The sequence below is a fragment of the Weissella paramesenteroides genome (genome assembly GCF_036327715.1).
Lineage (GTDB): Bacteria > Bacillota > Bacilli > Lactobacillales > Lactobacillaceae > Weissella > Weissella paramesenteroides.
The window spans coordinates 1,518,776-1,534,676 of the sequence record NZ_CP130559.1 but is presented as its reverse complement, the minus strand read 5'-3'; the positions used below and the strand labels follow the sequence as shown (position 1 = coordinate 1,534,676).

Here is a 15,901-nt window from a genome sequence, read left to right as displayed (position 1 = left end):
TTCTTTTTAGGAAGTATGATAAAGTTATATAATGAAGCGAATTAGAATAGTTAGAAACGAGAAAATATAATGAATGAAGGTACAAAAAAAGAAACATTTCATCAAGGAAATTTAAGGTTAGTGCTCCAACAGGTTATTAATAATGCACCAATTTCTAGAATTGAAATTGCTCGAAATTTGGGGATGAACAAATCATCTATCACAACTTTATATAATGAAGTTGATGAGATGGGTTATTTAAAAGAAATTGGTAGTGGTGAAGCGTCAAAAATGGGCGGACGCAAGCCAACTCTAGTAACTATCAACGATAAGTATGGTTACACAGTCAGCGTTGATTTAGGTTATCGTCATTTGCATATTATGTCCAACTTGCTGAATGGTGAGAGTATAGGCTACGAACGGATTGAAATTAACAGTCGTGATATTCTTGATATCGTCGACATTATTAATAAACAAATTCAAACCATTGATGCTGACATGGATACCGAAAATGGCTTATTAGGTATTGCATTTTCTATCCATGGGGTAGTTTACGAGAATAAAATTAGCAAATCACCATTTTGGGATGTCAAAGATGTTGATTTAAAACAAATATTTGAAGATAAGTATCAAGTGCCCGTTATCCTTGAAAATGAAGCGAACCTATCTGCTGTCTATGAACGTGATTTTAACGCTGCGCAGAATGAAAAAAACATTTTAAGTGTTAGTATCCATAAAGGTATTGGGGCAGGAATTATTTTGGATCGTAACTTATACCATGGATTCAAGGGAGCAGCTGGTGAAATTGGTAGTTCACTGATGTTTACGGATATTGATGAGCAAAATCAATATAATTTTGATAAAGTTGAAAATTACTGTTCTGAAGATGCCATTATTGATAGTATTCAGCGTCAAAAAAATATTACTGGACTAGATCGTGAGGGACTTGAAAAATTACTTCGTGATGATGATAAGGATGCCCAGAAGGTAGTTGATCTGTTTATTGCTGCTATTTCACGTGTGATTTATAATGCATCCGTATCATTTTCACCAGAGAAAATATTTATTAATTCAAAGTTAATGGAAGATATTCCTGAGATTTTTACAGCAATTCAAACAACGACAAAGAGCCTGGATATGGTACCAGAATTGTATCTGACGAAACGTTCAAATTATGCAACTTTACTTGGTGCATGTTCAATGATAACCCATCATGTATTGGGATTGGATGACTACAATTTGGTATTTTCAGGTAATGATAATAACTAAACAAACTAACGATTGCTAGAACCTCGTAGAACGAGATGCAATTGTTAGCTTTTTTATTTACAAAAACAAGTTGATTATTTTTGTAGAAAATAGTTGCCAAAATATAACTTCGCGTTTAAAATAGTCTTTGTAAGTTGGTTGGTACAAAAAACAGACTAACTCAAATAAGAGTTAGATATTCATTACAGGGGTGAAAAAATGACTGAATTATTTGATTTTCCAAAAGTAAATTACGTTGGGGGAAACAAAGGATTGGATTTCTTATCAACAAAAGGCTATAACTTTTACAATCCAGATGAAGAATTTACAATTAACGGTGAAACAAAGCCAATGAAGGACTGGTTGAAGTTCTCAGTTGCATACTGGCACACAATGGATCAGCGCTTAGTTGATCCATTCGGTGAAGGAACTGCAGTTCGTCCATGGGATGTTGATGGTGTTGATGACATGGAAGACATGGATCACGCTTTAGCAAAGGTTGACTACTTGTTTGAATTTATGGACAAGTTGGGACTAGAATATTTTGCATTCCATGATCGTGATTTGGCACCACAAGGAAACACATTAGCTGAAACAAATGCTAATTTGGATAAAGTGGTTGATAAGATTGAACAAAAGATGAAGGAAACTGGTAAGAAATTACTTTGGAACACCTCATCATTGTTCACAGATAAGCGTTTCTTAGCCGGTGGTGCAACGACACCATTTGCTGATGTCTTTGCTTACTCAGCAGCGCAAATCAAGCACTCACTAGAAATTGCTAAGCGTTTGGGATCACAATCATACGTCTTCTGGGGTGGTCGTGAAGGTTACGAATCACTACTAAATACTGACACAAAGCGTGAACTAGACCATATCGCTGCATTCTTTAAGATGGCTCGTGATTATGCTAAGGAAATTGGTTATACTGGACAATTGTTGTTGGAACCAAAGCCAAAGGAACCAACTGATCACCAATATGATACTGATGTTCAAACAACTATTTCATTCCTACAAACATATGGTTTGGAAAAGGACTTTAAGTTAAACATTGAAGGTAATCATGCTTACTTGGCTGGTCATAAGTATGAACACGAAGCACGTTTTGCTCGTGAAGCAGGTTTGTTAGGGTCACTTGATGCCAACATGGGTGATAAGCAAACAGGTTGGGATATTGATGAATTCCCTAATGATATCTATGAATCAACCTTGGTTATGTATGAATTTATTTTGAACGGTGGTTTACCAAATGGTGGTTTGAACTTTGATGCTAAGGTACGTCGTGCATCATTTAAGCCTGAAGATTTATTCTATGCACATATGGCAGGAATGGACACATATGCAGCAGGATTCCGTGTTGCCATGAAGATGTACGAAGATGGCTTCCTAGAGAACATCAAGCGTGATCGCTATGCTTCATTCGATGAGGGTATTTTTGCCGACTTTGAAAATGGTAAAGGTTCTTTGAAGACATTTGAAGATTACATTTTGAATAAGACGAATGATGAAATCTTTGATAAAGTTGAATCACAACACCTTGAGGCAATTAAGGCAACGTTAAATAACTATATTTATTCTGTTTTGGGTTCAACTTTTAAGTAATTTGAGCAGAATATCAGGACAAAACGCCTCAATCTAATTATTGATTGGAGCGTTTTATTTATATAAAAAGATAGGGAAAAAATTATGACAAAAGAAGTTGTATTAGGTGTCGATTTAGGAACATCGGCAGTTAAGGTATCCGCTGTTGACCGCCAAGGAACAATTGTTGCACAAGAGGCATATGATTATCCGTTATCACAACCTGCGCCAGGATATAGTGAGCAAAATCCAGAAGAATGGGTGAGTGGTACAACGGTCGCTATTGTCCGCTTGATTCTGAATGACCACTTAAGTCCTGACCAAATTAAAGGCATTTCATTTTCTGGGCAAATGCACGGATTAGTGACATTGGATAAATCTGGCAAAATCATTCGACCAGCAATTCTGTGGAACGATACGCGATCATCTAAACAAACACGTGAGATCAATGAAAAAATGGGTGATGAATTTATTAATATTACCCGTAATCGTGCGCAAGAAGGATTTACACTTCCAGCTATCTTGTGGTTGAAAGAGAACGAACCAGAGTCATTTGCGCGAATTGATAAAATCGTGACACCAAAAGATTATTTACGTTATCGTATGACTGGTAAATTACAAATGGAGATATCTGATGCTGCGGGAACAGTCGCATTAGATGTAGCTGCAGGAACCTGGTCGAAGCGAGTTCAAGAAGTGTTTGATTTGCCGGCAACAATGTTCCCAGAAATTATTCAATCAATAGATAACGTTGGCGCAATTTCAGCAGCTTATGCAGAATTTTCTGGTTTATCAACTGATACACAGGTAGTTGGTGGCGCCGCTGATAATGCAGCGGGTGCCATTGGAGCTGCCATTTTAAAGCCCAATATGGTGATGTCATCAATCGGTACATCAGGCGTGGTTTTAAAGTATGAAGATACTGCGGATGTTAACTATCACGGCAAGGTAACTTTCTTTAATCATGCAATTCCAAATAAATTCTATTCAATGGGTGTGACTTTAGCAGCAGGTTACTCACTATCTTGGTTTAAGAAGAATTTTGCGAGTGAAATAACATTTAATGAAATGGTTGATTCAGCACAGTCATCAACGATTGGGGCTAATGGCTTATTGTTTACACCATATATTGTTGGTGAACGTGGTGACGGCGATATTCGTGGTGCCTTTATTGGCGTTGATGGCACACAGAATCGGGCGGATTTTGTGCGTGCAGTGCTGGAAGGAATTATTTACTCATTCAAAGATTTGTTTGAAATTTATGAAGCAGCCGGGGCTAATTTTGATACAGTTGTCGCCATTGGTGGTGGCGCAAAATCGCCGCTTTGGTTACAAATACAGGCAGATATTTTTGATACGAAAGTTGTGGCACTCCAGAATGAGCAAGGTCCTGGTATGGGAGCAGCTATCTTAGCAGCTGTTGGTCTTGGTTGGTTTGATAGTGTGCAAGAGGCTGCTAATACATTTACGAGTTTTGGTCAAACTTATGAACCAATCCCAGAAAATGTTGCAAAGTATCATGAATATTATGAATTATACAAGCAGATATATGGTCAAACAGCTAAGTTGTCACATGATTTGTTAGCGTTAAGAAGAAAGTAAAATGTATAGCATGGCAGATTAAATGCCATGCTATTTTTTTGGCTCAAATTTTTGTTAAAATGTAGCCAATACTAAATGGCCATTGCAATGGCCATTTAATTAAGAAAACGCTTTCAGATAAACGATAGAATATAAATTGTAGAAGGGAAGTGAAAAAATGAGCACCAATAATTTAGAAAGTAAAATATTGATGTTTTTGGGTCAACAAACGGATTTTGTTGATGCCCAAGCGATTTCACAGACTTTTGATGTGTCAAAAAAGACCGTATATCGCATGATTAACAAGTTAAATCAAGAAGAGGAAGTGGTTGAATCACAACGTGGTCGTGGATACCGTTTACGAGAGAATCGCCCTTCAACGCCGACAACTGAGCAAGATGAACAACGGCAATTTGATTTAGCGATTAATTTGTTGCATTCGTTTCCGCACGGGTTAAATCGATGGCATTTGTTAGAAAAATTGTATATTTCAGAATCAACATTGCAACGTGATTTAAGCATTTTAAATGAAATGTTGCATTCGTTTCACATTAGTATTGATCGATCTGCTGGTGAAGCAAAAGTTGTGGGGACTGAGATACAAGTTCGCAAAGCGTTAAATTATTTTTTGTTAGAGAATACCGTTACGCAACAAGTTGTTGAAGGGTTGGCTGGCATTTTTCCAGATATTTCAAAAACTGATCAAACGTTTATTAGCTCGCAAATGACATTGATTGAAAAAGAGCTTGATGTTGAGATTTTGGATCCATATACGGTTAATATTTTTTCACATCTCTACATTTTATTAGATAGAGTTAGGACGCATAATGTTGAATTGGCGACTCCAACTGAGATAAATCATCATTATGATGAGTTACTATTACGGGTTGCGCGACAGGTTATTAATAACATCAGTGAATATGCTCATGTTGAAATTAACAGTCAGGAAATTGAGAACCTGATGCTATATTTAGTCGGATTACGATATGATCGTACATTGGACAACAGCCAAGAAGACGAGGCACGTCAGTTAGTGGATTATTTGATTCATGGATTGCCTTTACCTGCTCACGTTAATATCGAAAATTTACGTAATGCACTGATTGGACATGTTCGACCGATGATTCATCGTATGAAGGAAGATATGCTGATCGTTAATCCAATTTTGAATGATATTCGTTTTAGTTATGAAGAAACATTTTCTCAGGTGCAACAGGTTTTGCAACAAACACAGTACGATGTCTCGGAAGATGAAATTGGCTTTTTAACATTATATGTTGTGAGAGCATTAGAAGAGGCCAGCGTGAAAAAACGTGTGCTATTGATGTGTTCCACAGGAATTGGCACGGCACAGTTATTGCAGACTAAGGTGCGACGGGCATTTCCTGATTTTGATATTGTTGGCACAATTTCAGCTCGAGATTATGAGTTAAATCTCAAAAAATTTGAGCAGATTGATTTAGTTATTTCAACTGTTGCTATTCATTTTCAACCAGCATCGCCAGTTATTCAGGTCAGTGCATTATTTAACGAGAGCGATCGTCGCAAAGTTGAGGAGATGTTATATGGTTAAAATTAAATTTTTATCAATGGCGACATTACCAACGATACCTGCAATGGCAGAAATTATTGCTGACCAATTCAATCTAAATAATAAAGATGTGTTAGCTGTGATGCAGGCACGTGAAGCATTAGGGAGTACAGCGATTGCAGAAGATATGATTATGCCACATGTTGAACTGCCAAATCTTGCTGTCCAAGGATTATCATTTATTAATGCCCAATCAAAATATGCGTTAATTTTAGTTATTGATAGTCAAAACCCTGATAATCAATTGACTGGCATATTGGGTGAGCTTTTACAGTCAGAAATGCTAATCAAATTAAAACAAGTTACATCGCAACAAGCATTAGAAAAATTTATCAAGGAGGTGAGTTTGAATGTTATCAGATAAAATCGTTTTACTTGACGAAAGTGCTACGGATGATCAAGAAGCACTCGCAAAATTAGCGGATCGATTAATTGAAAGTGGGGCGGTTAAAGCCTCTTACAAACCAGCCATTTTACAACGTGAGATTGACTTTCCAACTGGGCTGGCAACAGATAAGATTGGTATCGCAATACCGCATACAGATGCAGAGCATGTTAATTATGATCAAATTGGTGTCTTACGATTACGAGACCCAGTGACATTTTTACAAATGGGGGATGGTGAAAAAGTTCCAGTTAAATTTGTATTTATGTTAGCGCTAAAGGAAGCACATGCACAACTAGGTATGCTACAAACCTTAGTTGCTTTGATTCAAAATGAATCAAAAATACAGCAATTGTTATTAGCAAAAAATGCAGAAGAAATTATTGAAACATTAAAGAACGCAGGAATAAAGTAGAGAGGGAAAATTATGGGAGTGATTAAATGGTTATTAGATGCTGGCCCAACAGTATTCTTACCACTATTACTATTTATTTTTGGACTAGCATTACGTATTAAACCAGGCAAGGCTTTTAAATCTGCTTTGATGGTTGGTATTGGTTTTACTGGATTGAACTTAGTTATTAAATTATTGACGGATAACTTAGGTCCAGCAGCCCAGGCAATGGTTAAAAATTTTGGTCTATCATTAAACTCGATTGATGTTGGTTGGCCAGCAGCTTCAGCTATTTCATATGGGACAACATTGGGAAGTTTAGCTATTCCAATTGGTGTTGCTTTGAATGTTGTCTTGTTAGTGATTGGTCTGACTAAAACATTGGATGTCGATTTGTGGAATTATTGGCACATTGCATTTTCAGGATCATTAGTCTATGCAGCAACAAATAATTTTGGTTTAGGTCTGTTCACGATGATTGTACACGCTATGTGGATTTACTTCTTAGCAGATTTGGCTGCGCCAACTATTCAAAAACATTATGGATTAGAGGGAATTTCATTTCCGCAAGGAGCTTCTGCCCCAGGATTCGTATTGGCTCTACCAATTAATTGGATCCTAGATCGTATTCCTGGTGTAAAGAATATTCATTGGACGCCAGAAACGATTCAAAAGAAACTTGGTGTCTTTGGTGATTCAGCTGTCATGGGACTGATTATTGGAATTGTTATTGGTGCTCTGGCACAATATGATTTAACTAAGATATTAAACTTAGGAATTACAACATCTGCTGTTTTGATTTTGATGCCACGTATGGTAGCTATCTTGATGGAAGGTTTGTCACCAATATCAGAAGCAGCAAACACCATGGTACAAAAGCACTTCCCAGGACGTAATTTGTATATTGGAATGGATTCAGCCTTGGCTGTTGGTCAAGAAGCCGTACTGTCAGCTTCATTGATTTTGGTACCCGTTTCATTACTAATTGCGGTTATCTTACCAGGAAATCGTGTCTTACCATTCGGAGATTTAGCAACGATTCCATTTATGTTAGCTGTCATGGCCGCTGTATTCGGTGGTAACGTGTTCCGAATTGTTGTTGGTGGGATTATCGACATTGCCGTATCATTGTATATTGCATCTTGGATTGCCCCACTTCTAACAACTGCAGCAAAATCAGCGCATTTTGCAATGAACGGCGCATCATCAATTTCAGTTTTGTCAGATGGTGGTGCCTGGACGACATTGCTAATTGTTGGCTTAGGAAAACTAATGTCATGGAGCGGTATGGCTATCGTCTTTGTCATTGTTCTTGGTTTGATGATTTGGCTAAACAAGTTCAAGAAAACTGCAAAAGTAGAAGAATAAAAAGTTACTCGTAAAAAGGAGATATAATTATGGCAAAGTCATTAATGGTCGTTTGTGGAACAGGTATCGCAACTTCAACAGTTGCAACAGGTAAAATTAAGGATTATCTTGAATCAGTTGGCAAGACTGATCAGGTAAAATTCTTGCAGTCAAAAATTGCTGATGAAGTTAGTGCGATCGAAAATGATGATTATGATATTGTGGTTTCAACAACGATGGTGCCAAGTGCAATTAAAGATAAGGTTATCAATGGGGTTGCCTTGCTAACTGGTGTTGGTACGCAAAAGGTTTTTGATGAAATTGAAGCAAAACTATAAGTTAATGAGACAGCGGGCGTGTTGAAGTCAGCTGGATGCTAACAAAAACAATCAGTGGTAATAAGAAGCCACTGATTGTTTTTTTATTGTTTTGGAATCTCTTCATAAGCTAATTGTTTAATAACTGATGTATGTTCTGGATATTTATTAATTAATGTTGACTGGGTAAAAAGTTCAAAATCATTGTAATCAAACCCAGGGGTTACCACACAGCTGACAACGCTGAAACCATCGCTAACACTTGAACCAAAGATTGTGCCCTTAGGTACAGTATATGAAAGGCATTCACCGTTTGTAAGGTTTGGGCCAATTTTAATTGCCTCATAATGACCATCTGGGAAAATACAGTGTACCATTAGTGGTGAACCAGCATGGTAAAACCAAGTTTCATCTGAAGATAAACGATGAAAGTGTGAAGGATTATCAGCGGTCAATAAAAAAATAATTGAGGTAAATAGTGGACGGCTTCCTTGTGGCAAGTCGAGTGATTCATTACTGCGGGTAGTTTCAACAAAATAGCCACCCTCTGGATGTGGTTCAAGATGGAGATTTTTAATCCAATAATTCATAGTTTCAGTCATAATAAATTACTCCTGTTTTCGTTACTTTGTTTCCTATTATAACAAATCCGATTTGGTTAAACTGGCGTTAAGTAAAGATAATTTGGCATGAGGTAAACGGACACTTTTTGTAATTTGTAGGTCAAGTGCATTGAATTAATCAACGTGCTAGAATGAGTCCATATAGTGAAGATGATTTAAAAAATATGTCAGAAGAGGATTAGACGAATGAGTGATTTTTTGGATATCAAACAGGCCATTATGGCTGATGAACAAAATCAGACCTACACTGAACGGGGCATTGGACCAGTTTATCAAGTAGGGCCAGACGTTCGTATATTGATTATTGGTCAAGCACCTGGTGCAAAAGTGGAACAAACGGGTATTCCGTTCAATGATCAAAGTGGTGACCGGTTACGAGAATGGATGGGTATTACCTCAGATGAATTTTACAATAGTGGAAAAGTTGGTAATTTACCACTAGATTTCTATTTTCCTGGTAAAGGCAAAAGCGGTGATTTGCCACCACGTAAGGGATTTGCTGAAAAATGGCATCCTAAAATGCTAGCGGATATGCCAAAAGTTTCATTGATTATTTTGGTCGGTGCTTATGCACAACGTTTCTATTTACCAATTAAAAAATCTGAAACTATGACAGCGGTTATTAAACGGTCACAAGAATTTGAACCTAAATTTATGCCAATCGTTCATCCATCACCAAGAAATAATATCTGGTTGTGCAAAAATCCTTGGTTTGAAGCTGAAATTGTACCAAGATTACAAGCTCGAGTACGTGAGTTGATGAATGAAAAGTAAAATTGCAAAGTAAAAGCACAGGTGCAAAACATCTGTGCTTTTATTAGCTTCAATGAAAAGTTATTGGACTCCAAAACGTCAGCAAATCAGCTTTTTTATAAACGCGATAAGCTACCAGTCCGTCAAAAATAAGCAATCAATATGTCACACGCCTACGCAGTCGCTACGGCGAATACGTCGAGTTTACGCCTTATATTCACTTCCAAAAACAAAAATTTATCAGCTCTTTTTATCATTCAAACTCTTCGTATTCATTTGGGTCTTGACCATCAATTCGACCGTCTTCGCGATTTAGGTCGTTGATTGCGGCAATTTCATTATTTTCTAGTTCAAAATCAAAGACATCAAGATCTTCACGTTGGTGGGCAGGGTTAGATGAGCGCAAAACCGGGATAATACCACGGTCAATATGCCAACGAGTAATGATTTGGCTTGTTGATTTACCATATTTTTCGGCAATTTTCTGGATAACTGGTTCCTTCAAAGCTGCGCTACCACGGCCAAGTGGGCTCCAAGCCTCAACCTTAATACCACGGCGTAGGTTTTCCAAGACATTGTCTTCTTGTACCCAATAAGGATGAATTTCAATTTGGTTGACAGCAGGTTTAACTCCAGTTTCCTCAATAATTCGATCTAGATGCTCAGGTTCGAAATTCGATACACCGATTGAACGAATGAGACCTTGCTTTTGTGCATCTACCAAAGCTTGCCAAGCTTCAACGTATAAACCGCGTTTTGGCAATGGCCAGTGAATGATAAATAAATCGAAATAATCAATTCCCATGCGGGCTAGTGATTCTTGAATAGCGTCCCGCGCGCTTTCATAGTCATGATATTTACCAGGTAGCTTTGATGTAATGAAGAATTCTGAACGTGGTACGCCAGAATGACGAATTGCTTTACCAACAATTCCTTCATTATCATAGTTAGTAGCTGAGTCAATTAGACGATAACCGCTTTTAATTGCTGCGAGAATTTGTTGGAATCCTGCGCCTCCTTTTAGTTGATAAGTTCCAAGTCCTAAGTTAGGTAACTGGTGACCATCATTTAATGTAATATTTGGAATCGACATAAAAAACCTCCTTAGTAATATAAACCTACTTTCGCATTTAAAATAATAATTTGCAAGTAGTTGCTATCGCATTATTTTGTAACTAACGGTAACATAAGGTTAGTGATTTTATTGGAGGAATGTAAAGCGTGAAAAAAGGATTTAACATTGGTAAGTGGGTACTGGTCATATTTGCATTGATGATGATACTTTTGGGGATTTATTCATTATTTGATGTGTTTATAAATCAGGTTATTTGGTACCACTTGGTAGTCGTTGTTTTATTTGGCATTATTGGTTTTAGTGTCCGCACAAAAGAAAAATGGCTATATTTTGCGACAGCAGCTATCTGGTTGATAAACGTTATTTGGGATTTAATTCGTTTGATTTAATATGACAAAGAAGGGTGAAAATATGATATCAATACCATTATCAGCAGAACTAACAGTATCAGCAGATAAACTATTACAACAACATCTATTGATCGTAGGGGCAACTGGCAGTGGTAAATCAACAAGTGCCATGACGATTTTGCATGGTCTAATGGATCAAAATCAAACCGCCATGATTATTGACCCAACTGGAGAATATACACACCTTCCGAATGCTGTTGTGGCCAAATTAGGCTATAACGCATATATTGATTACGAAAAATTAACCGGACAGGATTTGAGTTTATTATTTGGTGTAACAGACCATGATATACAAGAAAAATTGTCCGATGCATTGGACAGTTTAAAAATACAAAAAAATATTGTCCATGAAAATGGCATATACAAAAAGGTAGATCGTCCTTGGAACACTTTTGAAAAGGACATGCGTAGCCTCTATCACTATCCACAGCCAGTTGATTTAGAAGCGCTTCCTGAGCAACTAAGACAGGAATATGCCGTGCCAGTGGATAATTTTGATTTAATTGGTCAAAAGATTGATGAGACAGGTTTTGCAAAATGTTTACCATTAGTTCGGCGTATTAAACGGTTAACCAGTCAAAGGCGTTTCCGACAGCTCTTTCATATGCCTTCGTTAGAGGATGAAATTGAACCAACCCATATGCAAACAGATGTAATGTACCTATTACGATTGTTTGCTAGTCATCGTAGTGACCACAAAATTTTAGTCATTGACTGTTCTTCATTTGCTGATGACCTAGAAATTGGGCAGGTGATTGTATCACTGTTAACAACGGCATTATTACGTGAAAAGCAACAATTGCGGCAAAGTGTGCCAGTTACCTTGTTGATTGATGAGGCCCATCGTTACTTAATGACGGAATACCTAGCAACAAATGGTATTTTTCGAATTGCTCGAGAAGGGCGTAAAGTGGGTTTGTTCTTAATGTTGACCACGCAAAGTCCACTTGATTTACCTGTTGAATTATTAGGTCAGTTTGGGCATTATTTGGTTCATCAATTAAATACAAGTCGTGAATTAGAACAATTACCTGCGTTGCAAAGTTATAGCCAACAAATAGCTCATCAAAATGTCGGTCAGGCATTACTGGCAGGCAATAATTTTGTACCACCAAAAGAACTTGATATTTTATTTATTTCAGAAATGAATCATCAGACAACAACACCACAGTTTTTCTAGTTTAAAATGATAATGAAAAAGCCTATGGAGAATGCATTTCAACTCCATAGGCTTTTTATCATTATTCTTCTGTTGGTTCTGGAATGAATGTATCGACTGCTGACCAAAAAGTGACCAGAGAAAATACGATAACAAAGTGCCAAGCGATAGTTGTACAGGCATTGCCATACACATTGGTGTAAGTGTTAATTAAACGTTGTGCAAAGACAAGTGCGATAACCTCTTCAACCGCAATAACTAGCACTGTTAGTGCAGCAGCAGCAGCAAGTACAGCACCAATCAATAGGATAAAAGATGCAAGATGCTGTGCAATCCAGCGCAAAGACCATGCTTTGGCAGTCTTGTGATTCATGAGTTGACAACCTCCAATAGTTAATACTAAGCTCCATTATACGTGAAATTAAGGTCGGTGGCCAAAAAACGTAAAAAATATCGCAAATTATAAAATAAAATTTTGTTAAAATTAATGGCATGATGTATTATTAAGTTTTAATTAACAATACGGTTGTCAAAAGGGGTATAATACAGTTAGCATAATCGAGATTAAAGGAGACGTTTTATGGTCAATGATTGGATTAAAATTCATGGCGCACGCGCTCATAATTTAAAAAACGTAGATGTGGATATCCCAAGAGATAAGTTTGTTGTCATGACAGGATTATCAGGTTCTGGAAAAAGTTCGTTAGCATTTGACACGTTGTATGCTGAGGGGCAAAGACGATATGTTGAAAGCTTATCGGCGTATGCACGTCAATTTTTGGGACAAATGGACAAACCAGATGTTGATGCAATTGATGGATTAAGTCCAGCTATCTCAATTGATCAAAAAACGACATCAAAAAATCCGCGATCAACGGTAGGAACCGTTACGGAAATTAATGATTACTATCGTTTACTATTTGCACGTGTTGGCAAACCAGATCCTGCGGCAGATGGTACGATTGTTAAAAAGTCGATCGATCAGATGTTAAATGATCTTTCAGAACGATTGCCTGAAGGGAGTCGATTACAAATATTGGCGCCAATTATTCGCCATAAACGTGGTTCACATGCTACTGCTTTTGAAAGAATTCAAAAGGAGGGGTTTGTTCGATTTATTGTTGACGGTGAAATGCATGAGGTGACTGATGATATTGATTTAAACAAGAATAAATATCATGATATTGCGATTGTTGTCGATCGAATTATCCTCCGTGAGAGTTCACGGGCACGACTTTTTGAATCTTTTGAATCTGCAATGCGGCTAGCAGAAGGTTTGGTAACAGTGGATGTTGTTAGAGGAGAAGAACAACAGTTGACGTATTCAGACCACTACACTGGACCCTTAAAAAACTTTGCAGTGGGTAAACTTGAACCACAGCTATTTTCATTCAATGCACCTTTGGGAGCTTGTCCAGTATGTGGTGGCTTAGGTATCACATTGGAAGTTGATATTGATCGCGTTGTGCCCGATCAGAGTAAGACTTTAGCTGAGGGAGCAATTGACGCTTGGAATCCAATTTCTTCATCATATTATCCTGAAATGCTTCGTCAATTTGCTGATTCAAGGAATATTCCAATGGATGTACCTTTTGATGAGTTAACGGATGAACAGCGTGAACTTATTTTATATGGATCGGGAGAAAAAACATTCCATTTCCATTATGAAAATGATTTTGGTGGTGTGCGTGACGTTGACGTTGTCTTTGAAGGTGTGATGAATAACATTAATCGGCGTTATCGTGAATCAAATTCTGATTTTACACGTGAGCAAATGCGTAGCTATATGGATGAGTTACCATGTCAAGCATGTCATGGCTATCGGTTAAATGAGGGCGCATTGTCTGTGAAAATTGGTGGTCAAAATATTGGTCAGGTTTCTGAACAATCAGTAGATCATGAGCTATCATTTTTTGAACAGTTGTCATTTGGGCAACAGGATCAAGAAGTTGCATCACCAATTGTTAAGGAGATTAAAGATCGATTACGTTTCTTGAAAAACGTTGGGCTAGAATATTTGACGTTGTCACGTTCAGCTCGAACCTTGTCAGGTGGTGAAGCACAACGAATTCGTTTAGCAACACAAATCGGATCAAATTTGTCTGGTGTTATGTATGTTCTTGATGAACCATCAATTGGATTACATCAACGCGATAATGATCGCTTGATTCATTCGTTGCATCAAATGCGTGACTTAGGCAATACATTGATTGTGGTCGAACATGATGAAGATACCATGCGTGCAGCTGATTACATTATTGATGTGGGACCTGGTGCTGGTGAACATGGTGGTGAAATTATGGCTACCGGGACACCGGTTGAAATTGAAGAAAATCCACAGTCGTTAACGGGACAGTACCTTGCTGGGAAAAAATTTATTCCAGTGCCAGAAACACGTCGTCCAGGTAATGGACAGAAGATTACGATTTCAGGAGCTGCCGAAAACAATCTAAAAAATATTAAAGTTGATTTCCCATTAGGTAAGTTTACCGTAGTGACTGGGGTATCAGGATCAGGTAAGTCAACCTTAGTTAATACGATCCTTAAACGGGCGTTGAAAATGGAACTTAATCATAATTCGGAGAAACCTGGTAAGTACCGTAAAATAACGGGTTATGAAAATATTGATAAAATTGTTGATATTGACCAGAGCCCAATTGGTCGTACACCACGCTCAAATCCAGCGACCTACACAGGGGTCTTTGACGATATTCGAGAACTATTTGCTCAGACAAACGAAGCCAAAATGCGCGGATACAAGAAAGGACGCTTTTCATTTAATACGAAAGGTGGTCGGTGTGAAGCATGTAAAGGCGATGGCGTTATTAAAATTGAAATGAACTTTTTGCCAGATGTATATGTGACTTGTGAAGTTTGTGGTGGTACCCGTTATAATTCTGAAACTCTTGAAGTGACTTATCGTGGCTTAACAATTGCGGATGTATTGAACTTAACTGCGGAGCAAGCGGTCGACTTTTTCGCTGCTATTCCAAAAATTCACCGTAAGTTGCAAACAATGGTTGATGTGGGTCTAGGATATGTGAAGTTGGGTCAATCCGCAACAACCTTGTCAGGTGGTGAGGCACAACGAATGAAGTTGGCATCTGAATTGCAACGTCGATCAACAGGGAAAACATTCTATATACTAGATGAGCCAACAACTGGGTTGCACGTGGCAGATATTTCTAGGTTGTTAGAGGTTCTGCAACGGCTTGTTGATGGTGGTAATTCAGTCTTGATTATTGAACATAATTTAGATGTCATCAAAACAGCTGATTGGTTGATCGATATGGGACCTGAAGGTGGTGAAGGCGGTGGTAATGTCTTGGTAACAGGAACGCCAGAAAAAATTGCTGCAACCCCAACTTCATACACTGGACAATATTTAGGGCCAATTATGGTTCGAGATCGGCAACGAGCAAAAGAAATAAATTAGGTTTGGCTTGCAATTTTATCAC

General features: G+C 37.7%; 15 protein-coding genes. 12 read left to right on the top strand and 3 right to left on the bottom strand.

The genetic code is table 11. The features are described from left to right. Positions 1-69: 69 nt before the first annotated feature. The 8 genes from QRX23_RS07675 (at position 70) to QRX23_RS07640 (ending at position 8,444) form a co-directional block, all read left to right on the top strand. The gene (locus QRX23_RS07675) at positions 70-1,248 is read left to right on the top strand and encodes an ROK family protein (RefSeq protein WP_330155209.1); all 1,179 of its coding nucleotides are present in this window, start codon (positions 70-72) and stop codon (positions 1,246-1,248) included. Between the two features lie 198 nt (positions 1,249-1,446). After that, positions 1,447-2,829 (top strand): xylose isomerase, encoded by a 1,383-nt coding sequence (gene xylA / locus QRX23_RS07670; RefSeq protein ID WP_330155208.1) that lies wholly within the window; start codon positions 1,447-1,449, stop codon positions 2,827-2,829. A gap of 84 nt (positions 2,830-2,913) precedes the next feature. After that, entirely contained in the window at positions 2,914-4,410 is a 1,497-nt protein-coding gene (gene xylB, locus QRX23_RS07665; protein ID WP_330155207.1) for a xylulokinase, read from the top strand. Positions 4,411-4,567: 157 nt separating this feature from the next. Next, a complete protein-coding gene (locus QRX23_RS07660; RefSeq protein ID WP_330155206.1) occupies positions 4,568-5,962 on the top strand; it encodes a BglG family transcription antiterminator in 1,395 nt (464 codons plus the stop codon). Then, positions 5,955-6,344, top strand: coding sequence for a hypothetical protein (locus QRX23_RS07655; protein WP_330155205.1), 390 nt, complete (start codon positions 5,955-5,957; stop codon positions 6,342-6,344). The genes QRX23_RS07660 and QRX23_RS07655 overlap by 8 nt, the downstream gene beginning before the upstream one ends. Next, positions 6,331-6,780 carry a PTS sugar transporter subunit IIA gene (locus tag QRX23_RS07650; protein ID WP_330155204.1) on the top strand — a complete coding sequence of 150 codons (450 nt, stop codon included), beginning with the start codon at positions 6,331-6,333 and terminating at the stop codon, positions 6,778-6,780. The genes QRX23_RS07655 and QRX23_RS07650 overlap by 14 nt, the downstream gene beginning before the upstream one ends. Before the next feature lie 12 nt (positions 6,781-6,792). Continuing rightward, positions 6,793-8,127 carry a PTS galactitol transporter subunit IIC gene (locus QRX23_RS07645; RefSeq protein ID WP_150191435.1) on the top strand — a complete coding sequence of 445 codons (1,335 nt, stop codon included), beginning with the start codon at positions 6,793-6,795 and terminating at the stop codon, positions 8,125-8,127. Positions 8,128-8,156: 29 nt separating this feature from the next. Then, positions 8,157-8,444, top strand: coding sequence for a PTS sugar transporter subunit IIB (locus tag QRX23_RS07640; RefSeq protein WP_330155203.1), 288 nt, complete (start codon positions 8,157-8,159; stop codon positions 8,442-8,444). Between the two features lie 83 nt (positions 8,445-8,527). Here QRX23_RS07640 and QRX23_RS07635 read toward each other — a convergent pair whose 3' ends face one another. Continuing rightward, the gene (locus QRX23_RS07635; protein ID WP_330155202.1) at positions 8,528-9,025 is read right to left on the bottom strand and encodes a cupin domain-containing protein; all 498 of its coding nucleotides are present in this window, start codon (positions 9,023-9,025) and stop codon (positions 8,528-8,530) included. A gap of 207 nt (positions 9,026-9,232) precedes the next feature. On the opposite strand from QRX23_RS07635, the gene QRX23_RS07630 reads away from it, so the two are divergent. After that, positions 9,233-9,820, top strand: coding sequence for a uracil-DNA glycosylase family protein (locus tag QRX23_RS07630; protein WP_330155201.1), 588 nt, complete (start codon positions 9,233-9,235; stop codon positions 9,818-9,820). Between the two features lie 232 nt (positions 9,821-10,052). On the opposite strand, the gene QRX23_RS07625 is transcribed toward QRX23_RS07630, so the two are convergent. Then, positions 10,053-10,892 (bottom strand): aldo/keto reductase, encoded by an 840-nt coding sequence (locus tag QRX23_RS07625; RefSeq protein ID WP_002827858.1) that lies wholly within the window; start codon positions 10,890-10,892, stop codon positions 10,053-10,055. 128 nt (positions 10,893-11,020) lie between these two features. Here QRX23_RS07625 and QRX23_RS07620 point away from each other — a divergent pair, with 128 nt between their 5' ends. Continuing rightward, positions 11,021-11,263, top strand: a complete 243-nt coding sequence (locus QRX23_RS07620; RefSeq protein ID WP_330155200.1) for a hypothetical protein — start codon at positions 11,021-11,023, stop codon at positions 11,261-11,263. A gap of 22 nt (positions 11,264-11,285) precedes the next feature. Next, on the top strand, positions 11,286-12,464 hold the full coding sequence (locus QRX23_RS07615; protein WP_330155199.1) for an ATP-binding protein: 1,179 nt from the start codon (positions 11,286-11,288) through the stop codon (positions 12,462-12,464). A gap of 61 nt (positions 12,465-12,525) precedes the next feature. Here the strand turns inward: QRX23_RS07615 and QRX23_RS07610 are convergent, their stop codons facing one another. Continuing rightward, positions 12,526-12,816 (bottom strand): hypothetical protein, encoded by a 291-nt coding sequence (locus QRX23_RS07610; RefSeq protein ID WP_330155198.1) that lies wholly within the window; start codon positions 12,814-12,816, stop codon positions 12,526-12,528. A gap of 207 nt (positions 12,817-13,023) precedes the next feature. Here QRX23_RS07610 and uvrA point away from each other — a divergent pair, with 207 nt between their 5' ends. Next, positions 13,024-15,879, top strand: coding sequence for an excinuclease ABC subunit UvrA (gene uvrA / locus QRX23_RS07605; RefSeq protein WP_330155197.1), 2,856 nt, complete (start codon positions 13,024-13,026; stop codon positions 15,877-15,879). Positions 15,880-15,901 lie beyond the last annotated feature (22 nt).

Coding starts and splice junctions, on each gene's coding strand:
- QRX23_RS07630 (WP_330155201.1), top strand. CDS start 9,233: ATGAGTGATTTTTTGGATATCAAACAGGCCATTATGGCTGATGAACAA.
- xylB (WP_330155207.1), top strand. CDS start 2,914: ATGACAAAAGAAGTTGTATTAGGTGTCGATTTAGGAACATCGGCAGTT.
- QRX23_RS07645 (WP_150191435.1), top strand. CDS start 6,793: ATGGGAGTGATTAAATGGTTATTAGATGCTGGCCCAACAGTATTCTTA.
- QRX23_RS07625 (WP_002827858.1), bottom strand. CDS start 10,892: ATGTCGATTCCAAATATTACATTAAATGATGGTCACCAGTTACCTAAC.
- uvrA (WP_330155197.1), top strand. CDS start 13,024: ATGGTCAATGATTGGATTAAAATTCATGGCGCACGCGCTCATAATTTA.
- QRX23_RS07635 (WP_330155202.1), bottom strand. CDS start 9,025: ATGACTGAAACTATGAATTATTGGATTAAAAATCTCCATCTTGAACCA.
- QRX23_RS07615 (WP_330155199.1), top strand. CDS start 11,286: ATGATATCAATACCATTATCAGCAGAACTAACAGTATCAGCAGATAAA.
- QRX23_RS07660 (WP_330155206.1), top strand. CDS start 4,568: ATGAGCACCAATAATTTAGAAAGTAAAATATTGATGTTTTTGGGTCAA.
- QRX23_RS07675 (WP_330155209.1), top strand. CDS start 70: ATGAATGAAGGTACAAAAAAAGAAACATTTCATCAAGGAAATTTAAGG.
- QRX23_RS07610 (WP_330155198.1), bottom strand. CDS start 12,816: ATGAATCACAAGACTGCCAAAGCATGGTCTTTGCGCTGGATTGCACAG.
- xylA (WP_330155208.1), top strand. CDS start 1,447: ATGACTGAATTATTTGATTTTCCAAAAGTAAATTACGTTGGGGGAAAC.
- QRX23_RS07650 (WP_330155204.1), top strand. CDS start 6,331: ATGTTATCAGATAAAATCGTTTTACTTGACGAAAGTGCTACGGATGAT.
- QRX23_RS07640 (WP_330155203.1), top strand. CDS start 8,157: ATGGCAAAGTCATTAATGGTCGTTTGTGGAACAGGTATCGCAACTTCA.
- QRX23_RS07655 (WP_330155205.1), top strand. CDS start 5,955: ATGGTTAAAATTAAATTTTTATCAATGGCGACATTACCAACGATACCT.